This window comes from Microbacterium sp. 1.5R (assembly GCF_001889265.1).
Classification (GTDB): domain Bacteria; phylum Actinomycetota; class Actinomycetes; order Actinomycetales; family Microbacteriaceae; genus Microbacterium.
In genome coordinates, this window is sequence record NZ_CP018151.1 from 848,481 (window position 1) to 869,380 (window position 20,900).

Here is a 20,900-nt window from a genome sequence, read left to right on the forward strand (position 1 = left end):
GCACTGTGAGCTCCGTGCTCCGATCGTGTCGGTATGGGCTTCCTCCTCGGAGCTCTCCCCGCGCTCGTCGCCGAACTGGCCCCGAGCGATTCGACCGGGATCGCGGCCGGGGTCTACAACTCGCTGCGCACCCTCGGAGGGTCGGCTGCCGGCGCGGTGTTCGCCGTGCTGCTCGCGGGCTTCACCGCATCCGGATCCCTCAGCTCGTCGATCGGCGGTTACATCACCATCTGGAGCGTCTGCGCCGGCGCGTTCATCATCTCCGCCCTCGCGCTCGCATTCATGCGGATGCCGCGCCTCACCGACTCCTCCGCACGAAAGGCCCACTCGTGAGCGCCCCCGATTTCGCGGCCGATGCCGTCGCGATCCTGCCTGACCTGGTCGCCCTGCGACGAGCTCTGCACGCCGACCCCGAGCTCGGACTCGACCTGCCGCGCACGCAGCAGAAGGTTCTCGACGCGCTCGAAGGACTGCCCCTCGAGATCACCACCGGCACGCGCACCACCTCGGTCGTGGCGGTTCTGCGCGGAGGGCGGCCGGGGCCCGCGGTGCTGCTGCGCGGTGACATGGACGCCCTGCCGATCGAGGAGACGACCGGTCTGGAGTTCGCCTCCACCAACGGCACCATGCACGCGTGCGGGCACGACCTGCACACCGCGGGCCTCGTGGGCGCGGCGAGGCTTCTCTCGGAGAGACGCGACGAGCTGCACGGCTCGGTGATCTTCATGTTCCAGCCGGGGGAGGAGGGACACGGGGGCGCGAAGGTCGTGATCGAGGAGGGGCTGCTCGACGCGGCCGGTGAACGTCCGGTCGCCGCGTATGCGATCCATGTCGCACCCGGTCCGCGCGGCCTCTTCGCGACGAGGAGCGGAGCGGTGGCCGCAGGATCCAACCAGCTCTTCGTCACGGTCAACGGCAGGGGAGGGCACGGTTCGCAGCCTCATCAGACGCTCGATCCGGTGCCCGCCGCGGCCGAGATCGTGCTGGCGCTCCAGAGCTTCGTGACGCGGCGGTTCGATGCCTTCGATCCCGTGGTGCTGTCGGTGACCCGGCTCTCGACGGGTGAGGGAGCGGTCAACGTCATCCCCGAGCAGGTCGAGCTCGCTGCGACCGTCCGCAACATGTCGCCCGCGTCGCTCGCGACCCTCCAGGAGGGGCTGCCTCGGGTGATCGAGGGGGTGGCGGCCGCGCACGGCCTCACCGCCGACGTGCGCTTCGACACGATGTATCCGGTGACCGTGAACGACCCCGCAGAGACGGCCGAGACCGTCGACGTGCTGCAGGGTGTCTTCGGCGAGCAGCGCGTCGTCATCATGCCGACGCCGATGATGGGATCAGAGGACTTCGCCTTCGTCCTCGACGAGGTGCCCGGCACGTTCATCGCGCTGATGACCTCGCCGCCCGACGCGGACCCGAGCACGATCGAGTGGAACCACTCGCCGAGGGTGCTGTTCGACGACGCGGTGCTCGGCGACCAGGCTGCGGCGCTGGCATCCGTCGCATTCGCCCGCACGGCTCGCTGACGTCCCCTCTCAGCGGAGGCCGCTCCCCGTCGGGGAGCGGCCTCCGTCATGAATGACGACCAATTTGTGACGAATCGTTCGTAGCATCCGTCTTAGTGGTGTCGCTGCACTGCGGCCCTCCCCGCAGGGGATCGGAACACACTGACGAAGGAGCACATGATGGCGAACGTCTCGAACGCACAGCAGCCCAAGGTCCAGGTCGCCCCGGCAGGTTCGACCGTCGCCTCGACGGGTGCGACGATCATCGAGAACGGCGTGGTCGCGAAGATCGCGGGAATCGCGGCTCGCGAGGTTCCCGGTGTGTACGCGCTCGGTGGCGGAGCCGCTCGCGCCGTCGGAGCCATCCGTGATGCTCTCAACTCCACCGACCTGACCCAGGGTGTCAGCGTCGAAGTGGGCGAGACGCAGGTCGCGGTCGACGTGACGATCGTCGCCGAGTACCCGGCGTCGTTGCAGAAGGTCGCGGACGATGTCCGCGCGGCGATCTCCGTCGCGATGAGCGAGTTCGTCGGCAAGCAGGCGGTCGAGGTCAACGTCACCATCAACGACGTCCACATCCCCTCCGATGACGCGTCGGACGACGACGGCGCCGCCGCCGACGACGCCGTGGAGACGCGTGTCCTGTGATCCATCGAGATGCGAACGAGTGATCGGATCAGCATCTCGTGACCTCGTGACCTCGTGATCGGGTCGATGATCCGATCCGATCACGGGTCCGCTCCGAATCTATTCGGGGGAATGGAAAAGGGAGTCGACGCATGGCTGGGGAACGCTTTCGCTCTGCACTCGAGCAGGCCGACGACCGGATCGTCGCCGGTCGGGCGATGGATGGGGACGTCGCCGCATTCGCGGTGCTGGTGCGCAGGTACACGCCGATGATGCGCGCGTACACGCAGCGGATGCTGAACGCCTCGGCCGATGTCGACGACATCGTCCAGGAGACGTTCGTGACCGCGTGGCAGCGGTTCTCCGAACTGGACGACCCCGCGAAGGTCAAGAGCTGGCTGATGCGCATCGTGAGCCGCAAGGCGGTGGATCGCATCCGCGCACTGCGACCGATGATCGACGTCGACGACGTGGAGCAGGCCGCGCCGCCGCAGGGTGCTCCGGCGCGCGTCGTCGAGGCCCGCGCGGGGATCGAGGCGCTGGGGGCGGCGTTGCAGGAGCTGCCGGCCGCCCAGCGGGAGTGCTGGGTGCTCAGGGAGATGGGCGGGTACTCGTACGACGAGATCGCCGCCGAGCTCGACATATCGGTGTCGACGGCGCGTGGCCTTCTCGCCAGAGCCCGCAAATTCATGATCGTGCGAATGGAGGCCTGGCGATGAGCGATGATCAGGCGACCCCCGACGTCCGTCAGCTCGGTCTCGAACCGGGCGATCTCGACGGGCACACGCTCGAAGAGCTGAGCGACTATCTCGAAGCAGGGAGGGTTCCCCTCGACCCGTCGATCGAGGGCTCGCCGGGATGCCAGCTCGCTCTCGACGCACTCGAGCGGCTGCACGGCCTCGGCGGTCAGCTGATCGACGCCGATGCCGCCGCCATGCCCGAGGTCGATGACAGCTGGGTCGATCGCATCCTCTCGGGCATCGCCCTGGACGCCCGCGCCGGGCGTCGGATCCCGTTCGCAGAGACCGACCCCGCGGTCGACTTCGGAATCACCGAGGGTGCCGTCCGGGGCCTCATCCGCTCGGCGGAGAACGCTGTGCCCGGCATTCTGGTCGGCCGGTCGACACTCGACGGCGACGTCACCGCCGTGGGCGAGCCGATCCGCATCACGATCGAGGTCAACGCCGTCTACGGCGAGTCGATCCCGCAGGCGGTGGACCGGCTCCGCGAAGAGGTCGCCGAGCGTCTGCGGCGGCAGACGTCCCTCACGGTGACTGCGATCGACGTCACCGTGCGGGACATCCAGAGAATCAGCAGCGCGGCGGAGGAGACACCATGAGCGTTACCGATCCCACGGGACTCGCTGAGAGGATCGAGGCGGCCGTGCTGGCCACGCCGGGTGTGCGCAGCGTCTACCGGGCGGGCTCACTGGTGTCGAATCTCGTCGGAGAAGGTGCGGTCGCGATCGGCATCAGCCGGGTCGACGAGCCGCTCGTGGCGGTTCGCGTCGCCGACGAGGGCGTCGTGGTCGAGGCATCGCTCGGCATCGAGTACTCGGCGAGTGCCGTCGAGCTGCTGCAGGACGTCCGCGCGGCCTTGGGGAAGGTCCTGGCGGAGGACGGGCTGGGGCCCGTCGAGATCGTGCTCACGATCGCGTATGTCCATCCTCGGGAGGCATCGTCGGACTGAGTCCGCGTGAGCGCGCTGAGGCGCCGGTCCTGGGTGAGGATCGGCGCCTCCTGGTGGGGCGGCCGGCCTGATGCCGAACGGCGGATCAGGCGATGGCGCGCAGGCCCTCGACGAGAGGCGTCGTGGGACGGCCGATGAGGCGCGCGAGCGTGCCGTCCGACTCGGAGAGCGCGCCCGACGCGATGCCGGCATCCAGAGCGACGACGAAGCCCGCCGTGCCCTCGTCGAGACCGGCCGCCTGGAGTCCGGCGAGCTGCTCGTCGGCCGTGAGCGGCTGATAGGTCACGTCGCGGCCGGAGACCTCCGCGATCGCGGCTGCGAGCTGGGTGTAGTCCCACGCGACGTCGCCGCCGAGTTCATACACCTGCCCGATATGACCGTCTTCGAGCAGCACGACGGCTGCGGCCTCGGCGAAGTCCTTGCGGCTGGCCGACGCGACGCGGCCGTCGCCGGCTCCGGAGGCGAGCACTCCGGTCTCGGCTGCACGGGCGAGGTCAGCGGCGTAGTTCTCGGTGTACCAGTTGTTGCGCAGGATGACTGCCGGGAGACCGGACGCCGTGATGAGCTCCTCGGTGGCCTTGTGTTCGGGGGCGAGCACGAGATCGCTCGTCGTGGCCTTCGGAGCGCTGGTGTAGACGAACTTCGTGACACCGGCGGACCGGGCGGCGTCGATGACCGCCTGGTGCTGCGCGACGCGCTGCCCGACCTCGGAACCCGAGATCAGCAGGACGCTGTCCACGCCCTCGAGGGCGGAGGTGACGGAGGAGGGGTCGGTGTAGTCGAGCCGCGCGACCCGCACGCCGAGATCCTCGGCCTTCGCGACATCGCGGGCGCCGGCGATGATCGACTGCGGGTCGGCGCCGCGCTCGAGGAGGCTGGCGATGACGAGGCGTCCGAGGTTGCCGGTCGCACCGGTGACGAGGATGGTCATGGGGTGTCCTTTCGTAGGTGACAGAGGCGATAACCTGGCCACCGTGTCGGAACATTCCATACTGCGGGTACCCACTTTGAAGTAAGGTACCTACATGACGGTTAGTTATGCACAGATCCGCGAGTCGACTCCGCAGATCTTCGAGCCGGGATGCAGCACCCGCGTCATCCTCGACCACGTGATGAGCAAGTGGGGCGTGCTCGTGCTCTCGTCCCTCTCCGACGGCACCCATCGCTGGGGCGAACTGCGCCGCGAGGTCGGCGGCATCAGCGAGAAGATGCTCGCCTCGACCCTGCGAACCCTCGCCGACGACGGGCTGGTGCGTCGTGAGTCCTTCCCGACGGTGCCTCCGCACGTCGAGTACAGCCTGACTCCTCTCGGGCGGGATCTCATGGGGCGGATGCTGCCGCTCGTCGAGTGGGTCGCCGACCACGCCGACGGAATGATCGTTCGTGACTCACTCGACTGATTCCGTCGCTCAGTTGCGCAGACGCCCACGGAATCCGTCGGTATAAGAAAAGGATTGACGCGATATACGCGGTACCCGTATGTTCTGAGCATGTCAGCTACGACGCCGATCCATCTCGAACGCCCCGACGGCAAGGGCCTGGCCGCCGGCACCCTCGGTCTGTGGGGCTCGACCGTCATCGGCCTGGCCTCGACGGCCCCCGTCTACTCTCTCGTCGCGACGCTCGGCTATGTGGTGCTGGCCGTCGGAGCTCAGGCACCGATCGCGTTCATCATCGCGTTCGTGCCGATGCTGCTGATCGCCTTCGCCTACCGTGAGCTGAACAACGCCGTCCCCGACTGCGGCACCACGTTCACGTGGGGGACGAAGGCGTTCGGTCCCTGGGTCGGCTGGATGGGCGGCTGGGGTGTCGCAGTCGCCGGCATGGTGGTGCTCGCCAACCTCGCCCAGATCGCATCGGTCTACTTCTGGTCCCTGATCGGGTTCGATCTCGAGAACAACGACTGGCGGATCGTCCTCGTCGCTGTGCTGTTCATCGCCGCGATGACCTGGGTCAGCTGGCGCGGCGTCGAGATCGGTGAGCGCATCCAGAACGTTCTGCTGGGCATCCAGTACCTCGCCCTGGCGATCTTCGTCGTCGCCGCTCTCTGGCAGTTCTTCGCGGGTACCGCCCCGAACCCGACGCCGTTCGAGATGGAATGGCTGAACCCGTTCGCGTTCACCAGCTGGCCCGGATTCACCGAGTCGATCCTGCTCGCTCTCTTCATCTACTGGGGCTGGGACACGTGCCTCGCGCTCAACGAGGAGACCAAGGATCCCAAGAAGATCCCCGGCCGCGCGGCGCTGCTGACGACCGTCATCCTCCTCGTCACCTACGTCGGCGTCACGATCGCCGCGATGATGTACGCCGGTCTCGGGTCGGAGGGCACCGGGCTCGGCAACGAGGCCAACGCCGACGACTTCTTCCTGGCGATCAAGGACGGCCTGCTCGGCCCGTTCGGCTGGGTGCTCGTGGTCGCCGTCGTGCTCTCGGCCATCTCGTCGACGCAGACCACGATCCTCCCCACCGCCCGCGGCACCCTCGCGATGGGCGTGTACCGCGCTCTGCCGGCGAAGTTCAAGGACGTGCACCCGACCTACAAGACTCCGTCGTTCTCGACCATCGTCATGGGGGTCGTGGCCATCGCGTACTACATCGGCATGACCCTGATCAGCGACGACATCCTCCAGGACTCGATCCTGTCGCTCGGTCTGGCGATCGCGTTCTACTACGCCATCACCGGGTTCGCCTGCGCCTGGTACTTCCGCAAGGACCTCACCCGCTCGGCGCGCGACTTCCTCTTCAAGGGGCTGTTCCCGGTGCTGGGCGCGGCCATGCTCACCTGGGCCTTCGTGCAGTCGGCGATCGACATGTGGGACGTGGACTACGGCTACACGGTGCTCTTCGGCATCGGCGGCACCTTCGTGATCGGCATCGGAGCGCTCGCGTTCGGCCTCGTGCTCATGTTCGTCTGGTACCTGTTCCCGCGGTCGAAGAGGTTCTTCCGCGGCGAGAGCCTCAACCGCGACACCCAGGTGATGGTGCCCGACGAGCCGGGCCTGATCCGCTCGATCGACGGCGGCATCTGAGCTGCGGCATCCTGTCCGAGCCGGATCGCGCGCGGGTACGCCCTAGGCTTTATCCGTGCGCATCCGGCTCGACATCGCCTACGACGGCACCCACTTCCGCGGGTGGGCCAAGCAGCCCACCCTGCGCACAGTGCAGGGGACTCTCGAGGCCGCGCTTGCTCGCATCGTCGGCTCCGAGGTGCAGTTCGTCGTCGCAGGACGGACGGATGCCGGGGTCCACGCCCTGGGTCAGGTCGCGCACGTCGACCTCGACGAGGAGCAGTGGGCCCGCATCGAGTCGCGTCAGGGTCGTGCGCCGCAGGACCCTGCGGCGTCGATCGCGCGACGGATGAGGGGAGTGCTCGGCGCCTACCCCGATGCGACCGTCACGCGCTCGTCCATCGCTCCCGATGGATTCGACGCCCGATTCTCTGCGGTCTGGCGGCGTTACCGCTACCGTCTCGCCGACTCGACGGCGGGGTACGACCCTCTTCGACGCCACGACACGACCGCGCACCGCGGCGTTCTCGACGACCAGGCGATGGATGCCGCGGCGCGGACGCTCATCGGACTCCACGATTTCGCGGCCTACTGCAAACCTCGCGAGGAGGCCACGACGATCCGGACGCTCCTCGACTACCGCTGGTCGAGGGACGCCGAGGGTGTGCTGGTCGCCGAGGTGAAGGCCGACGCGTTCTGCCACAGCATGGTGCGGGCCCTCGTGGGCGCGTGTGTCGCCGTGGGGGAAGGGCGTCTCGACATCGACGATCTGGTCGTGCTGCGCGACGCGCTCACCCGCACCAGCGAGTTCAAGGTCCTGGCGGCGCGGGGACTCACGCTCACCGAGGTCGGCTATCCCGCCGACGATCTGCTGTCGACCAGGGCGGAGCAGACGCGCGCCCGTCGTGACGGCACGAGCGCATGAGTCGGCGGGCTGCGATGTTCGTCGAAGTCACCTCCCCGGGCTGGGCGTTCTGGCGAGCGCTGGTCGACACCTGCATCGGGCTGATCGTCGGCACGCTCTACACGTTCGTCGGCATCATCGTGGTCGGCATCGTGGGGGAGGAGGCGCTGTCATCCCTGTACTGGCAGATCGACCTCGACCCTCTGTTCCGAGCGAGCATGGGCGTCTTCCTGCTCGCGGCTGCGCTGCTGGCAGCCCTCGTCCCCGTCGTCGTGGTCGCCGAACGCTTCGCGGCACTGCGCGCCGTCGAAGCCGCTGCGCTCGAGAACCCGGATGCCGTGCCGCAGCACTCCCTGCGCCAGACGCTGCAGGCGTCACCGGCCGCACTCCTGCAGAAGACCGGCACGGTGATGTTCTGGTGCGTGGTGGGACTCGGCGCCCTCTTGGCGCTGGGGGTGCTCTTCACGGAAGATCTCCGTGAGGATGCGGTGAGCTGGGTCGCGCTCCTCGTCATCGCCGTGCTGGCCGCCGGCGCCGCGGCGGTGCGACGACTCGGGCGACGAGCCGTCGAGCGCGTTGGGCCGCGGATGAGCACGCAGTGGAGCCGGTGGAAGCGGCTGGTGCCGCTCGCGGAAAGGCGCGACGCCGACCGCAGGGACGCGGCGATGCGCACCGTCGTGCCCCGCTGGCTCGCGGTGCCGAGCGCGCGGACGGTCGGCCGGATCGCGAAGATCCTGCTGACGGCGACGCTCCTCTCGCTCGCGGCCTTCATGCTGTCGGTGTTCATGCGACAGCAGTGCCGCACCTGCGACCCGGTCTACTGGGACGAGCCCATCGAGAACGGCATCGATGTGCTGAGCCTGACCAGCGGCGCAGCGATCGCGATGTGCGCCGCCCTCGGCATCGTCGCCTGGCTCGGGGGAGTCGTCCTGCAGTTCTCGCGCGAGCGCGCGCTGGTGCGGTGGGTCTCTGACGGCCTGCCGCGTCGCGTCGACACGAGCCTGGTCGAGTCCCTACTCGCGGGCAATCGGTCGATGGTCCGGCTGCAGATCGGTCTGTCCGTGGTCGGGGCGGGTGCTCTCATCGTGGGCACCGGCGCGATCTGGGCGGACTGGACGGCGATGGACGCACGGTGGCCCCTCGTCGCCGCCGTCGTGCTGATCGCCTCGGGCTTCGTCATCGGCTGGGCGGATTCGCGCCGACGTCGCAGAGAGCGCCAGCTCGCGCGGGATGCACTGTTCCCCGGCGACGTCGGACGCCGCGGCGACGCGACGACGCGAGGGCGGGCGATTGCCACCGGAATCCAAGACTGACGCACTACCGTGAAGTGCGATGAAGGTCATCTCGTACAACTTGCAGAAGCACCGCGCCGCAGGAGAGCTCGCGGCGCTGGTCTCGACGCACGATCCTGACATCCTGTGCCTGCAGGAGTGCGATGTCGCGGACCTGCCGGAGACCATCGGAGACCTCACCCTCGCAGATGCGACACAGGGCAACCGGCTGGGACTCGCGATGTTCTATCGCGCGAGCGAGTTCCACCTGCAGGGCATCCGCACGATCGAGCTGAAGAAGTCGCTGCACGACCGCATCGCCAAGCCCGCGCACGAGCGGGTCCTGGGCGCACGGCTGCGGGACATCGACGCGGGGCGCGAGTTCATCGCCGCGTCGTTCCATGCGGCGCCGCTCACGGCCCTGAACTCCCTGCGGCGGCATCAGATCCGGGCGGCGCTCACCGAGCTGGCGACGCTCGGCGAGGGACTGCCGCAGCTGATGGTCGGCGACTACAACTACCCCGTGTTCAAGGAGAACCTCGGTCAGACGATCCGCGAACACGGATACGCGCTGACACTGAGCGACGATCACACCTACACCCGGTACCGCGTGTTCCGCGGCCACTACGACTTCGCCACCTCTGTCGGCTTCGAGATCCAGCGGGTCACCACGCTCCCGCAGGGGATGAGCGACCACCGTCCGATCCTGGTGACCACCCGCTTCGACTGACCGCCGACCGGCCCGGTTTGGGAGAACGCTCGGAATGACGTAAGCTGTCACTTTGGTACTCGACTGCCGAGTGCCACGAACGTGAGCCCTCCACTGGCGTGTTCCTCCCTGTAGGGAAGAACCACCCCGGAGTGGGATTCACGAACTTCTCCGTTCGAACAAGAAAGCAGCACTATCGTGACGCGCACTTACACCCCTAAGGCCGGCGAGGTCCAGCGTGACTGGGTCGTCATCGACGCCACTGACGTCGTTCTCGGCCGTCTGGCCTCGCACGCCGCTACGCTCCTGCGTGGCAAGCACAAGCCCACCTTCGCCAACCACATCGACTCGGGTGACTTCGTCATCATCGTGAACGCCGACAAGGTCGCGCTCACCGGTCAGAAGCTCCAGAAGAAGCTGGCCTACCGCCACTCGGGTTACCCGGGCGGCCTGAAGTCGGTCACCTACGCCGAGCTCATGGAGAAGAACCCGGTCCGTGCTGTCGAGAAGGCCATCCGTGGCATGCTCCCCAAGAACAGCATCGGCCGTCAGCAGCTGTCGAAGCTCAAGGTCTACGTCGGTGGAGAGCACCCGCACGCCGCTCAGCAGCCGAAGACGTACACCCTCGACCAGGTCGCCCAGTAAGCGCCGTAAAGACTTAAGGACATACTCGTGGCTGACATCCAGGACACCACCGAAAACCCCCAGAACTTCTCGACGTCGACTCCCGAGACCGACGCAGTCGAGGCGGCTCCCCGCCCCGTGCTGAGCGTCCCGGGTGCCGCTGTCGGCCGTCGCAAGCAGGCCATCGCCCGCGTGCGTCTCGTCCCCGGCTCGGGAACGATCACGGTCAACGGCCGCACGCTCGAGGACTACTTCCCGAACAAGCTGCACCAGCAGCTGATCAACGACCCGTTCACCATCCTCAACCTCGCCGGCGGCTACGACGTCATCGCGCGCATCTCGGGCGGTGGCCCCTCGGGCCAGGCCGGTGCACTGCGTCTCGGCATCGCTCGTTCGCTCAACGGCATCGACGAGGAGAACAACCGTCCGACCCTGAAGAAGGCCGGCTTCCTGTCGCGCGATGCTCGCGTCAAGGAGCGTAAGAAGGCTGGACTCAAGAAGGCCCGCAAGGCGCCTCAGTACTCGAAGCGTTAAGGTCCACCGCTCCGATGCCGATCTTTGGCACGGACGGCGTGCGAGGGCTTGCCAATGGCATCCTCACCGCCGACCTCGCGCTCACCCTGGCCCAGGCGACTGCTGTCGTCCTGGGCCAGGGCCGTACTGCGGAGGCTCGTAAAGCCGAAGGCAAGCGACTCACTGCAGTCGTGGCCCGCGACCCCCGAGTCTCCGGTCACTTCCTGACAGCTGCCGTCTCCGCAGGACTCGCATCCTCCGGCGTCGACGTGCTCGAGGCCGGAGTGATCCCGACGCCGGCTCTCGCGTTCCTCGTCGCCGACCGCGACGCCGACTTCGGTGTGATGATCTCGGCCTCGCACAACGCGGCACCCGACAACGGGATCAAGATCTTCGCGCGCGGCGGCGTGAAGCTGCCCGATGTCGTCGAGCAGCGGATCGAAGAGGCCATGGCCGGCGAGAAGCTGCGTCCGACCGGTGCCGGCGTGGGCAGGATCATCCGATTCTCCGACGCCGAAGACCGCTACGTCGTCCACCTGCTCGGCTCGCTGCCGAACCGACTCAACGGCATCAAGGTCGTGCTCGACTGCGCCCACGGCGCCGCATCCGGCGTCTCGCCGGAGACCTTCCGCGATGCCGGGGCCGATGTCACCGTGATCGGTGCCGATCCGGACGGCTGGAACATCAACGACGGCGTCGGTTCGACGCACCTCGACCAGCTCGCCGAGGCTGTCGTCCGTCTCGGTGCCGACATCGGGATCGCACATGACGGCGATGCCGATCGATGCCTGGCTGTCGACGCTCAGGGCAACGTCATCGACGGCGATCAGATCATGGCGATCCTCGCGGTCGCGATGAAGGAACGCGGTCACCTCACCGACGACACCCTCGTCGCCACCGTGATGAGCAATCTCGGTCTGCACATCGCCATGCGCGAGCAGGGGATCACGGTTCGACAGACCGCGGTGGGCGACCGCTACGTCCTCGAGGACATGAACCGGGGCGGCTACGCCCTGGGCGGAGAGCAGTCCGGACACGTCATCATGAGCGAGTTCGCGACCACCGGTGACGGTCTGCTCACAGGGCTCCACCTCGTCGCCGAGATGGCGCGCCAGAACAAGACGATCGCCGAGCTCGCGAGCGTGATGACCGTCTACCCGCAGGTGCTGATCAACGTCCGCGACGTCGACAAGGACGCGCTCGAGTCCGATGCCGTCGTGCAGCAGGCCGTTCGCGAGGTCGCAGCCGAACTCGGCGAGACGGGCCGGGTGCTCCTGCGCAAGTCGGGCACCGAGGCGCTCGTCCGAGTCATGGTCGAGGCACCGGATGCGGAATCCGCGCAGTCGTACGCGGACCGCCTCGTCGATGTGGTGCGGGAGCGCCTCTCCCTCTGAACCGTCGAGCGCGCCGTGCGGCACCGACCCCTGGTCAGTCGCGCGGCGCGCTCCAGTTCAACTGCTCGATGTATCTCAGCAGCACGCCCTCGCGCAGAGCCCACGGCGACACTTCGAGCTCATCGACGTCGAGCGCCGTCATGGCCGTGTGCAGCGATACCGCGGCGGCGACGATCTGGAACGTGCGATCCGCCGTGATCCCGGGCAGCTCCTGCCGCGCGGATGCGGGCAGGCGAGCGAGTCGAGGGATCCACGATCCCAGCGCTGCTCGCGGCAGCACCATGCGCTGGATCCCCGACCAGCCGGGAACCGGATAGCCGGCCAGTCGAGCCAGAGATCGGATCGCCTTCGAGGAGCCGACGACGTGATCGGGCCGCGGGAGCGCGGTGAATCGGGGAAGCACCTCGGCAAGGGTGGCGCTCGCGTGCTCGCGAAGCCGCTCGACGTCGTCTTCGCCCGGCGGGTCCTGCGGAAGGAACTGCACGGTCATCCGACCGGCTCCGAGTGGGACGGATGCCGCGGCGTCGGGAAGCTCGTCACCGCCCGCCGCGACCTCGAGCGATCCGCCGCCGATGTCGAGGAGAAGGAGCTGGCCGGCCGACCAGCCGAACCAGCGCCGAACGGCGAGGAAGGTGAGTTCGGCCTCGGTCTCTCCATCGAGCACCTGCAGAGGCTGGCCGAGGGCGGCTTCGATGCGGGCGATCACGTCGGCACCGTTCCGGGCGTCGCGCACCGCACTCGTCGCGGTGGCGAGCAGCTCATCGACCCGCTCGGCTTCCGCGACCGCGCGCGCCTGGGCCACGGCCGCTTCGAGTGCGCGCACCCCCTCTTCCGAGATCGATCCGTCATCCGTGAGGTAGCGCATCAGGCGCAGGACGGTGCGGTCGCTGGTGGTCGCCAGCGGCCTGCCGCCGGGCCGGACATCGGCGGCGAGCATGTGGACGGTGTTGGAACCGATGTCGAGTACTCCCAGGCGCACGGATAGAGACTACTCGTGCGCCGTTACGATGTATCCGTGACCACTGCCGACCCCACGCTGCCGCTGTCTCCGTATCGCGAGATCGGGCGCGATGAATGGGCGCGATTGGCGGCGGGACTCGACCAGCCGCTCACCGAGACCGAGGTCGTCGAACTCCGGGGCATCGGCGACCGGCTCGACCTCGCCGAGGTGCGCGAGGTCTATCTGCCGCTCAGTCGACTGCTGAGCCTCTACGCGACGGCCACCAAGCGTCTGGGCGCCGCGACCAGCTCGTTCCTTCAGGAGGACGATTCCACGACCCCGTTCGTGGTCGGAGTCGCCGGCTCCGTCGCCGTCGGAAAGTCGACGATCGCCCGTCTGCTGCGCGAGCTGATGAGCCGCTGGCCGGGCACCCCTCGCGTCGAGCTCGTGACGACGGACGGGTTCCTGTATTCGAATGCCGAGCTCGAGCGCAGGGGGCTGATGGAGCGCAAGGGTTTTCCGGAGTCCTACGACCGGAGGGCGCTGCTCGAGTTCCTCACCGAGGTGAAAAGCGGTGCGGCAGAGGTGCGGGCGCCGTTCTACTCGCACATGCGCTACGACATCGTCCCCGACGCCCATGTGGTCGTCCGTCGCCCCGACGTCGTGATCGTCGAGGGCCTAAACGTCCTCCAGCCGCCGCCCGCCCCCAATGACGTGGCCGTCAGCGACCTCTTCGACTTCTCGATCTTCGTCGACGCCGACACCTCGCACATCGAGAAGTGGTACGTCGATCGGTTCCTCGCACTGCGCCAGGGCGCGTTCTCGAATCCCTCGTCCTACTTCAACGTCTTCGCCCACCTGACCGATGACGAGGCGATCACGACGGCTCTCGGCTATTGGAACGAGATCAACATGCCGAACCTGGTCGAGAACGTGATGCCGACCAAGCATCGCGCGCGTCTCGTGCTCAACAAGGGCGTCGACCACAGCGTCGAGAGCGTGCTCCTGCGGAAGCTCTGACCGGTCGGCTATTTCGTTCGGAACCTTCGCAAAAAGCCCGCCTTACTCTTGACGACATGTGTGGAATCGTCGGATACGTGGGCCCGCGGCCCAGCCAGGACATCCTGCTCGCAGGCCTCGCCCGTCTCGAGTACCGCGGGTATGACTCCGCGGGTGTCGCCGTCATCGACGGCGACGGTTCCCTCGGGATGCGCAAGAAGGCGGGAAAGCTCGCCATGCTGCGCGATTCGCTGAAGGATGCCGAGCTGTCGGACGGCAACACGGGCATCGGCCACACCCGCTGGGCCACCCACGGTGGGCCCACCGACGAGAATGCGCACCCGCATCTCGCCGATGACGACAAGCTCGCCGTGATCCACAACGGCATCATCGAGAACTTCGCCTCGCTCCGCGACGAGCTGCTCGCCGATGGCGTCAGCTTCCGCAGCGAGACCGACACCGAGGTCGCTGCCGCGCTGCTCGGCCGCGAGTACCGCAACAACGGCGGAGACCTGCAGGGCGCGTTCCGCGCCGTCGTCAACCGCCTCGAGGGCGCTTTCACCCTGCTCGCGATGCATCAGGACCACCCGGGCCTGGTCGTGGGCGCTCGCCGCAACTCGCCCCTGGTGATCGGCCTCGGCGAGGGTGAGAACTTCCTCGGCTCCGACGTCGCCGCGTTCATCGAGCACACCCGCAAGGCACTGGCCATCGGCCAGGACCAGATCGTCTCGATCACCCCGGACGCCGTCACCGTCACCGACTTCGCCGGCACGCCTGTCGAGGCCGAGCCGTTCGACGTCTCGTGGGACGCCGCCGCCGCCGAGAAGGGCGGCTGGTCGAGCTTCATGGCCAAGGAGGTCGCCGAGCAGCCCGAGGCGGTCGCTAACACGATCCGTGGCCGCATCCAGGGCGACCAGGTCGTGATCCCCGAGCTCGACGGGCTCGACGACCTGTTCCTCGGCATCAACCGCATCATCATCACCGCCTGCGGTACGGCCGCGTACTCGGCGCTCGTCGGCAAGTACGCGATCGAGCAGTGGGCGCGGGTCCCCGTCGACGTCGAGCTGGCGCACGAGTTCCGCTACCGCGACCCGGTGATCGGCGACGACACCCTCGTGATCTCGATCAGCCAGTCCGGTGAGACGATGGACACGTTGATGGCCGTCAAGTACGCGAGGGAGCGCGGCGCGCGCACCCTCTCCATCTGCAACACGCAGGGTGCGACGATCCCTCGCGAGTCCGATGCGGTGGTTTACACCCACGCCGGGCCCGAGGTCGCAGTGGCGTCGACGAAAGCCTTCTCGGCGCAGATCACCGCTCTGCTGCTGCTCGGCCTGCACGTGGGGCGCGTGCGCGGCTCCGTCCAGGACGCGTCGGTCGACGTCGCCGAGCTCACCGCACTTCCCGAGAAGATCGCCAAGGTCCTCGAGAGCGAGCAGGAGCATGTCACCCAGCTCGCGAGCTGGATGGCCGACACTCGTTCGGTGCTGTTCCTCGGTCGACACGTGGGCTTCCCGATCGCACTCGAAGGCGCGTTGAAGCTCAAGGAGATCTCGTACATCCACGCGGAGGGCTTCGCCGCCGGCGAGCTGAAGCACGGCCCGATCGCACTGATCGAGCCCGGACAGCCCGTCTTCGTGCTGGTGCCTTCGCCTCGACACTCGGCTGTGGTCCACTCCAAGGTCGTCTCGAACATCCAGGAGATCCGTGCTCGCGGAGCTCGGGTGATCGTGGTGGCGGAAGAGGGCGATGCGGCCGTGCTGCCGTTCGCCGACGAGGTCATCCGCATCCCGCTCGCCGGCGCGATGTTCGAGCCGCTGCTCGCTGTCGTCCCGCTGCAGATCTTCGCGATGGCGCTCGCCACGGCCAAGGGGCTCGACGTCGACCAGCCGCGCAACCTCGCCAAGTCCGTCACCGTCGAGTAAGCGTCGTCGGCCTCCGGAGGCGGCTCGTCGAGACACGTCACCCATCCGGGGCACGGGCGCCGTGCAGAGGCTGGGCCGACCGATTCGGGATGCCGCGACTAGGCTGAACTGGTGATCATCGGGACCGGCATCGACCTCGTGGACATCCCGCGGTTCGAGCGGACGATGGAGCGCACGCCGCGGCTTCTGGAGCGGCTGTTCGCGCCGGGGGAGCGGGGTCTCCGGCTGCCGTCGCTCGCCGCGCGCTATGCCGCGAAGGAAGCGCTGATCAAGACGCTCGGCGGCTCTGACGGCGTGCACTGGATCGAGATCGAGATCGCCTCCGAGGCATCCGGCCGCCCGCATTTCGTGCTCTCCGGTTCCACCGCCGACGTCGTCGCAGAGCGCGGGATCACCCGACTGCACCTGACCCTCACCCATGACGCGGGGCTCGCCGCAGCGTTCGTGGTCGCCGAAGGAGAGCCGCTGTGACCGTTCCGTTCCGCGAAGCCCGCATCGAGCTGGATGCCATCAGCGACAACGTCCGCCATTTCCGCAGACTCACCGGCGTGCAGGTCATCGCCGTCGTGAAGGCGAACGCCTACGGCCACGGGGCTGCCGCGGCTGCCGTCGCCGCCCTCGCCGGGGGTGCCACTCGTCTGGGGGTCGCCGAGATCCCTGAGGCGCTCGAACTTCGTCGTCAGGGCATCACCGCTCCGATCGTCGCCTGGCTGCACGCGCCGGGCGAGCGTTTCGACCAGGCTGCGGCGCACGACATCGAGGTGGGAATCTCGTCGTTCGACCAGCTCGAAGCGGCGGGAGCGGTCGCCTCGGTCGACCGCCCGGTCGGCGTGCACCTCAAGTTCGAGACCGGGCTGTCGCGCAACGGCATCGCCCCGGCGGACTGGCGTCGTGTGCTCGCCGAAGCCGCGCGCCTCGAACGCATCGGGCGGCTGCGCATCGTCGGGCTCTTCAGCCACCTCTCGAACACGTCGCCCCAGGACGACCGTGAGGCACTCGCGAAGTTCGAGGAGGCGGTCACGGCGGCGGCGTCGTTCGGCATCCATCCCGAGATCCGGCACATCGCGGCGACAGCGGCCGCGATCGACCTTCCGGAGATGCGTCTGGACGCCGTGCGCATCGGCATCGGTATCTACGGCCTCTCGCCGTTCGACGACCGCTCTTCTGCGGAGCTGGGGCTTCGCCCGGCCATGACGCTGCGGGGGGCGATCGCCGCCGTCCGCCGCGTGCCGGCCGGCGCCGGGGTGTCGTACGGATACGACCACCGCACCTCCCGTGACACGACGCTGGTGCTCGTCCCGCTGGGATACGCCGACGGCGTGCCGCGCCACGCATCCGGGCGCCTGCCCGTATCGATCGCCGGGCGCCGATACACGAACGTCGGCCGCATCGCCATGGATCAGTTCGTCGTGGACGTCGGGGACGCCCCGGTGTCGATCGGCGACGAGGTCGTGCTGTTCGGCGACCCGACGCTCGGCGTGCCCTCGGCATCGGAGTGGGCGAACGCCGCATCGACCATCGACTACGAGATCGTAACGCGCATCGGCGCCCGTGTCCCCCGGCGGTCGGCATGAGCGTCGACCCGTCCTTCCTGGGGCGCCGCGAGATCGAGACCTCGGACGCGATGGAGCAGCTCGGCTTCCGCATCGGCGAGCAGCTCGAAGCGGGCGACCTGCTGATCCTCACCGGCCCGCTCGGCGCAGGCAAGACGACGTTCACCCGCGGACTCGCGGAGGGTCTGGGCGTACGCGGCCCCGTGCAGAGCCCCACCTTCGTGATCGCCCGCACGCACCCGTCGCTCGTCGGACGCGCGCCGCTCGTGCACGTCGACGCCTACCGGCTCGGTTCAGGGGCAGAGCTCGACGATCTCGATCTCGACCTCGCACGATCGGTCGTGGTGATCGAGTGGGGACGCGGGATGGCCGAGGACCTGGCCGAGACCTGGTGGGACATCGAGCTGGAGCGTCCCGTCGGCGGCGACGACGAGCTCGACCCCTCGGAGCTCGACGCCGACGCACCGCGGCACGTGTCGATCACGCGTGGCGGACGCTCAGCGATCACCGGCTGAACGACGACTACCCTGGAGAGGTGATCCTCGCCGTCGACACCTCCCTGGGCACCGCCGTCGCCCTCATCGACGATGACGGCACGCGTCTGTCAGATGCCTCGGCCGCCGATCCGCTCCGTCACGCGGAGGTCATCGGCGAGCTTCTCGTGCGGGCCCTCGACGCGCCCGGATCAGGCCCGATCGATCATGTGGTGGCCGGTATGGGCCCGGGGCCGTTCACCGGACTCCGCATCGGCATCGCGACGGCACGCACGTTCGCGCTGGGGCGTGGCATCCCCGTCGTCCCCGTGCCGAGCCACTTCGCCGCAGCGCTCACGGCCGTCGAGCATCACGCCGTGACCGGGCCGTTCGCCATCGTGACGGACGCCCGCCGCCGAGAGGTCGCCATCACCGTCTTCGACGGAACGGATGCCGACGGCATCCCGCACGTCATCACCGACACCGTGCTGGTCGCACGCGTCGACGCCGACGAGCACCTCCAGGGGATCCGCCGTATCGATGTGGAGACGCTGTCGGGCGTCGATCTGGCTCGCGTGGGCGCGAGGGCGTTGGCTGCCGGGCGCGCACTCGCGGGCACCGAGCCGATCTATCTGCGTCAGCCCGACGTCACCGTGCCGGGAGCGCCCAAGAAGGTGGGGTCATGACGCTGCGCGACGCGACGCCAGACGATCTCGACGCCATCATGGCGATAGAGCACCGCTCGTTCCCCACCGACGCGTGGAGCTCGGAGGCGATGGCCCTGGAGCTCGCGAGCCCGCACGGACGCTATCTGGTCGACGAGCAGGACGGCGCGATCATCGGCTACGGCGGAGTCCGTGCACTGCAGGGGTCGAGTGACGCCGACATCCAGACCATCGCGTTCGACGTCGAGCACCGCGGTCGCGGTCGCGGCCGGGCGCTTCTGCGGTCCCTTCTCGATGCCGCGGTGGAACGCGGAGCCAGAGAGGTCTTCCTCGAGGTGCGGGCAGACAACCCCGGTGCCGAGGGGCTGTACCGCTCGGAGGGGTTCGAGGAGATCGGACGTCGCCCCCGCTACTACCAGCCCGACGACGTCGACGCGATCGTGATGCGCCTCGCCCTGCAGCATCCGCGCTCCGAGCATCGAGATGAGACGGCGTCGGATGCCGCGAAGGAGGCGACCTCATGACCGAGCCGCTGGTGCTGGGCATCGAGACGAGCTGCGACGAGACCGGCATCGGGATCGTCCGCGGACGCACGCTGCTCTCGAACACGATCGCGTCGAGCATGGACGAGCACGCCCGCTACGGCGGAGTGGTTCCCGAGGTCGCCGCCCGCGCCCATCTCGAGGCGCTGCAACCCTCGATCGACGCCGCCCTGGCCGAGGCCGGCGTGCGGCTCGGCGACCTCGACGCGGTGGCCGTCACGAGCGGACCCGGCCTCGCGGGAGCGCTCATGGTCGGCGTCGGCGCCGCCAAGGGGCTGGCGGTGTCGCTCGACAAGCCGCTGTACGCGGTCAATCACCTGGTCGGACACATCGCCGCCGACATCCTGACTCCCGACTCCGACCCATTGGAGTACCCGACGATCGCGCTGCTGGTATCGGGCGGGCACACCTCGCTGCTGCACGTGCGCGATCTCACGACCGACGTCGAGATGCTGGGCGAGACCATGGACGATGCCGCGGGGGAGGCGTTCGACAAGGTCGCCCGACTGCTGTCGCTGCCGTACCCCGGCGGACCCGAGATCGATCGAGCGGCACTCGACGGAGATCCGAACGCGATCCGCTTCCCTCGAGGGCTTTCGCGCGCCTCCGACCTCGCGAAGCACCGTTACGACTTCTCCTTCTCCGGGCTCAAGACCGCTGTCGCGCGCTGGGTCGAGCGCTGCGAGGCAGACGGCGTTCCCGTGCCCGTCGCCGACGTCGCCGCGAGCTTCCGTGAGGCGGTCGTCGATGTGCTCGTGACGAAGGCGCTCGCCGCGTGCGCAGACCTCGGCGTGCCCCGCCTGCTGCTCGGTGGAGGAGTGATCGCCAACCGACGACTCCGCGAGGTCGCCCTCGCGAGGGCGGAGAAGGCCGGCGTGACGGTGCGCATCCCGCCGTTGTCGCTGTGCACCGACAACGGCGCGATGATCGCGGCGCTCGCCGCGGAGCTCATCGCGTCCGGCCGTCGCCCGTCGACGCTGGCGTTCGGAGCCGACTCGACGCTTCCCGTCACCGAGATCCAGGTCGACGAGCGCGTCGCGGTGATGTGATGAGCGACGTGCCTCGCACTCCGGATAGGGCGGGTGCAGAACCGGGGCCCGCCTCGAGTGCCGCGGTGCCGCCGACCAGGATCGAGCGCCCGAGCGGCGAGGTCGAGCATCCGGCGGGGTCGGCACGCATACCCGGGTCGCGCCGCGAGGGATACACGAAGCTCCCCACCGGCCCGGTCGGAGTCGAGCCGGTGGTCGTCACGGGGCCAGTCGCCGAGGACATCGGTCGGGAGAGCGACTGGGAGCCGGCGACGGGCACGTCCGCCGTGGACGACACCCGCCTCGCTCCCTGGGCGCTGATGGCGGCGGTCGTCGCCTTGGCCGCGTCGTTCTTCGTCGGTTGGGGCATCCCGATCGCCATCGTCGCCGTGATCGCGTCGATCATGTCGCTGCGCCGACCGGTCGAGAGCCGCGCCATCGCTCGTTGGGCGCTCGTTCTCGGTCTGTGTGCGACCGTCTACAGCCTCGGCTGGCTCGTCTGGGCCGGGATGCAGTTCGAGAGACTCGGATAGC

General features: G+C 68.6%; 25 protein-coding genes. 23 read left to right on the forward strand and 2 right to left on the reverse strand.

The window, feature by feature from the left end; translation table 11 throughout:
• The first annotated feature begins 33 nt into the window (after positions 1 to 33).
• The 6 genes from BMW26_RS03975 to BMW26_RS04000 all read left to right on the forward strand — a co-directional run bounded on the left by BMW26_RS03975 (position 34) and on the right by BMW26_RS04000 (position 3,818).
• Positions 34 to 333 carry a hypothetical protein gene (locus BMW26_RS03975; RefSeq protein WP_056277217.1) on the forward strand — a complete coding sequence of 100 codons (300 nt, stop codon included), beginning with the start codon at positions 34 to 36 and terminating at the stop codon, positions 331 to 333.
• The gene (locus BMW26_RS03980) at positions 330 to 1,523 is read left to right on the forward strand and encodes a M20 metallopeptidase family protein (protein ID WP_072590837.1); all 1,194 of its coding nucleotides are present in this window, start codon (positions 330 to 332) and stop codon (positions 1,521 to 1,523) included. Before BMW26_RS03975 ends, BMW26_RS03980 begins: the two co-directional genes overlap by 4 nt.
• Positions 1,524 to 1,682: 159 nt before the next feature.
• Entirely contained in the window at positions 1,683 to 2,150 is a 468-nt protein-coding gene (locus BMW26_RS03985; RefSeq protein ID WP_082586538.1) for an Asp23/Gls24 family envelope stress response protein, read from the forward strand.
• 131 nt (positions 2,151 to 2,281) lie between these two features.
• Positions 2,282 to 2,848, forward strand: a complete 567-nt coding sequence (locus BMW26_RS03990) for an RNA polymerase sigma factor (RefSeq protein ID WP_056277222.1) — start codon at positions 2,282 to 2,284, stop codon at positions 2,846 to 2,848.
• Positions 2,845 to 3,468 carry an Asp23/Gls24 family envelope stress response protein gene (locus BMW26_RS03995; protein ID WP_072590839.1) on the forward strand — a complete coding sequence of 208 codons (624 nt, stop codon included), beginning with the start codon at positions 2,845 to 2,847 and terminating at the stop codon, positions 3,466 to 3,468. The genes BMW26_RS03990 and BMW26_RS03995 overlap by 4 nt, the downstream gene beginning before the upstream one ends.
• Positions 3,465 to 3,818: a hypothetical protein gene (locus tag BMW26_RS04000; protein WP_072590840.1), complete on the forward strand. Its 354-nt coding sequence runs from the start codon at positions 3,465 to 3,467 to the stop codon at positions 3,816 to 3,818. Before BMW26_RS03995 ends, BMW26_RS04000 begins: the two co-directional genes overlap by 4 nt.
• 85 nt (positions 3,819 to 3,903) lie before the next feature.
• Here the strand turns inward: BMW26_RS04000 and BMW26_RS04005 are convergent, their stop codons facing one another.
• Positions 3,904 to 4,749, reverse strand: coding sequence for an SDR family oxidoreductase (locus BMW26_RS04005; protein WP_056277233.1), 846 nt, complete (start codon positions 4,747 to 4,749; stop codon positions 3,904 to 3,906).
• A 94-nt stretch (positions 4,750 to 4,843) separates the two neighbouring features.
• Here BMW26_RS04005 and BMW26_RS04010 point away from each other — a divergent pair, with 94 nt between their 5' ends.
• The 8 genes from BMW26_RS04010 (at position 4,844) to glmM (ending at position 12,241) form a co-directional block, all read left to right on the forward strand.
• On the forward strand, positions 4,844 to 5,218 hold the full coding sequence (locus BMW26_RS04010) for a winged helix-turn-helix transcriptional regulator (RefSeq protein WP_053098935.1): 375 nt from the start codon (positions 4,844 to 4,846) through the stop codon (positions 5,216 to 5,218).
• A gap of 90 nt (positions 5,219 to 5,308) precedes the next feature.
• Positions 5,309 to 6,847 carry an APC family permease gene (locus tag BMW26_RS04015; RefSeq protein ID WP_053098936.1) on the forward strand — a complete coding sequence of 513 codons (1,539 nt, stop codon included), beginning with the start codon at positions 5,309 to 5,311 and terminating at the stop codon, positions 6,845 to 6,847.
• Positions 6,848 to 6,902: 55 nt separating this feature from the next.
• Positions 6,903 to 7,751: a tRNA pseudouridine(38-40) synthase TruA gene (gene truA / locus BMW26_RS04020; RefSeq protein ID WP_053098937.1), complete on the forward strand. Its 849-nt coding sequence runs from the start codon at positions 6,903 to 6,905 to the stop codon at positions 7,749 to 7,751.
• A gap of 14 nt (positions 7,752 to 7,765) precedes the next feature.
• On the forward strand, positions 7,766 to 9,043 hold the full coding sequence (locus BMW26_RS04025) for a hypothetical protein (RefSeq protein ID WP_072590841.1): 1,278 nt from the start codon (positions 7,766 to 7,768) through the stop codon (positions 9,041 to 9,043).
• A gap of 19 nt (positions 9,044 to 9,062) precedes the next feature.
• Positions 9,063 to 9,731: an endonuclease/exonuclease/phosphatase family protein gene (locus BMW26_RS04030; protein ID WP_056277241.1), complete on the forward strand. Its 669-nt coding sequence runs from the start codon at positions 9,063 to 9,065 to the stop codon at positions 9,729 to 9,731.
• A gap of 177 nt (positions 9,732 to 9,908) precedes the next feature.
• The gene (gene rplM, locus BMW26_RS04035; protein ID WP_045253410.1) at positions 9,909 to 10,355 is read left to right on the forward strand and encodes a 50S ribosomal protein L13; all 447 of its coding nucleotides are present in this window, start codon (positions 9,909 to 9,911) and stop codon (positions 10,353 to 10,355) included.
• A 27-nt stretch (positions 10,356 to 10,382) separates the two neighbouring features.
• Entirely contained in the window at positions 10,383 to 10,868 is a 486-nt protein-coding gene (rpsI, locus tag BMW26_RS04040) for a 30S ribosomal protein S9 (RefSeq protein ID WP_042539158.1), read from the forward strand.
• Between the two features lie 14 nt (positions 10,869 to 10,882).
• Positions 10,883 to 12,241, forward strand: coding sequence for a phosphoglucosamine mutase (gene glmM, locus BMW26_RS04045; protein ID WP_053098940.1), 1,359 nt, complete (start codon positions 10,883 to 10,885; stop codon positions 12,239 to 12,241).
• Between the two features lie 34 nt (positions 12,242 to 12,275).
• Here glmM and BMW26_RS04050 read toward each other — a convergent pair whose 3' ends face one another.
• Complete coding sequence (locus BMW26_RS04050; RefSeq protein ID WP_053098941.1) at positions 12,276 to 13,220, reverse strand: Ppx/GppA phosphatase family protein; 945 nt, start codon at positions 13,218 to 13,220, stop codon at positions 12,276 to 12,278.
• Positions 13,221 to 13,256: 36 nt separating this feature from the next.
• Here BMW26_RS04050 and coaA point away from each other — a divergent pair, with 36 nt between their 5' ends.
• The 9 genes from coaA (at position 13,257) to BMW26_RS04095 (ending at position 20,899) form a co-directional block, all read left to right on the forward strand.
• Positions 13,257 to 14,201 carry a type I pantothenate kinase gene (gene coaA / locus BMW26_RS04055; protein WP_053098942.1) on the forward strand — a complete coding sequence of 315 codons (945 nt, stop codon included), beginning with the start codon at positions 13,257 to 13,259 and terminating at the stop codon, positions 14,199 to 14,201.
• Positions 14,202 to 14,257: 56 nt separating this feature from the next.
• Positions 14,258 to 16,105 (forward strand): glutamine--fructose-6-phosphate transaminase (isomerizing), encoded by a 1,848-nt coding sequence (gene glmS, locus BMW26_RS04060; RefSeq protein ID WP_053098943.1) that lies wholly within the window; start codon positions 14,258 to 14,260, stop codon positions 16,103 to 16,105.
• Positions 16,106 to 16,216: 111 nt separating this feature from the next.
• On the forward strand, positions 16,217 to 16,576 hold the full coding sequence (locus BMW26_RS04065; RefSeq protein WP_056277247.1) for a holo-ACP synthase: 360 nt from the start codon (positions 16,217 to 16,219) through the stop codon (positions 16,574 to 16,576).
• The gene (alr, locus tag BMW26_RS04070) at positions 16,573 to 17,679 is read left to right on the forward strand and encodes an alanine racemase (RefSeq protein WP_072590842.1); all 1,107 of its coding nucleotides are present in this window, start codon (positions 16,573 to 16,575) and stop codon (positions 17,677 to 17,679) included. Before BMW26_RS04065 ends, alr begins: the two co-directional genes overlap by 4 nt.
• Positions 17,676 to 18,173, forward strand: a complete 498-nt coding sequence (gene tsaE, locus BMW26_RS04075) for a tRNA (adenosine(37)-N6)-threonylcarbamoyltransferase complex ATPase subunit type 1 TsaE (RefSeq protein ID WP_053098946.1) — start codon at positions 17,676 to 17,678, stop codon at positions 18,171 to 18,173. Before alr ends, tsaE begins: the two co-directional genes overlap by 4 nt.
• A 20-nt stretch (positions 18,174 to 18,193) precedes the next feature.
• A complete protein-coding gene (tsaB, locus tag BMW26_RS04080) occupies positions 18,194 to 18,817 on the forward strand; it encodes a tRNA (adenosine(37)-N6)-threonylcarbamoyltransferase complex dimerization subunit type 1 TsaB (protein ID WP_072590843.1) in 624 nt (207 codons plus the stop codon).
• Entirely contained in the window at positions 18,814 to 19,320 is a 507-nt protein-coding gene (gene rimI / locus BMW26_RS04085; RefSeq protein WP_053098948.1) for a ribosomal protein S18-alanine N-acetyltransferase, read from the forward strand. Before tsaB ends, rimI begins: the two co-directional genes overlap by 4 nt.
• Complete coding sequence (gene tsaD, locus BMW26_RS04090; RefSeq protein ID WP_072590844.1) at positions 19,317 to 20,387, forward strand: tRNA (adenosine(37)-N6)-threonylcarbamoyltransferase complex transferase subunit TsaD; 1,071 nt, start codon at positions 19,317 to 19,319, stop codon at positions 20,385 to 20,387. Before rimI ends, tsaD begins: the two co-directional genes overlap by 4 nt.
• Entirely contained in the window at positions 20,387 to 20,899 is a 513-nt protein-coding gene (locus BMW26_RS04095; protein WP_053098950.1) for a hypothetical protein, read from the forward strand. Before tsaD ends, BMW26_RS04095 begins: the two co-directional genes overlap by 1 nt.
• Position 20,900: the final 1 nt, after the last annotated feature.

What these genes read in the sequence shown, in the direction of transcription:
- glmS (WP_053098943.1), top strand. Translation starts at nt 14,258, where the DNA reads ATGTGTGGAATCGTCGGATACGTGGGCCCGCGGCCCAGCCAGGACATC.
- rimI (WP_053098948.1), top strand. Translation starts at nt 18,814, where the DNA reads ATGACGCTGCGCGACGCGACGCCAGACGATCTCGACGCCATCATGGCG.
- BMW26_RS03985 (WP_082586538.1), top strand. Translation starts at nt 1,683, where the DNA reads ATGGCGAACGTCTCGAACGCACAGCAGCCCAAGGTCCAGGTCGCCCCG.
- BMW26_RS04030 (WP_056277241.1), top strand. Translation starts at nt 9,063, where the DNA reads ATGAAGGTCATCTCGTACAACTTGCAGAAGCACCGCGCCGCAGGAGAG.
- BMW26_RS04010 (WP_053098935.1), top strand. Translation starts at nt 4,844, where the DNA reads ATGACGGTTAGTTATGCACAGATCCGCGAGTCGACTCCGCAGATCTTC.
- BMW26_RS03990 (WP_056277222.1), top strand. Translation starts at nt 2,282, where the DNA reads ATGGCTGGGGAACGCTTTCGCTCTGCACTCGAGCAGGCCGACGACCGG.
- BMW26_RS04015 (WP_053098936.1), top strand. Translation starts at nt 5,309, where the DNA reads ATGTCAGCTACGACGCCGATCCATCTCGAACGCCCCGACGGCAAGGGC.
- BMW26_RS04025 (WP_072590841.1), top strand. Translation starts at nt 7,766, where the DNA reads ATGTTCGTCGAAGTCACCTCCCCGGGCTGGGCGTTCTGGCGAGCGCTG.
- BMW26_RS03975 (WP_056277217.1), top strand. Translation starts at nt 34, where the DNA reads ATGGGCTTCCTCCTCGGAGCTCTCCCCGCGCTCGTCGCCGAACTGGCC.
- BMW26_RS03995 (WP_072590839.1), top strand. Translation starts at nt 2,845, where the DNA reads ATGAGCGATGATCAGGCGACCCCCGACGTCCGTCAGCTCGGTCTCGAA.
- BMW26_RS04000 (WP_072590840.1), top strand. Translation starts at nt 3,465, where the DNA reads ATGAGCGTTACCGATCCCACGGGACTCGCTGAGAGGATCGAGGCGGCC.
- BMW26_RS04095 (WP_053098950.1), top strand. Translation starts at nt 20,387, where the DNA reads ATGAGCGACGTGCCTCGCACTCCGGATAGGGCGGGTGCAGAACCGGGG.
- tsaD (WP_072590844.1), top strand. Translation starts at nt 19,317, where the DNA reads ATGACCGAGCCGCTGGTGCTGGGCATCGAGACGAGCTGCGACGAGACC.
- BMW26_RS04005 (WP_056277233.1), bottom strand. Translation starts at nt 4,749, where the DNA reads ATGACCATCCTCGTCACCGGTGCGACCGGCAACCTCGGACGCCTCGTC.
- glmM (WP_053098940.1), top strand. Translation starts at nt 10,883, where the DNA reads ATGCCGATCTTTGGCACGGACGGCGTGCGAGGGCTTGCCAATGGCATC.
- tsaE (WP_053098946.1), top strand. Translation starts at nt 17,676, where the DNA reads ATGAGCGTCGACCCGTCCTTCCTGGGGCGCCGCGAGATCGAGACCTCG.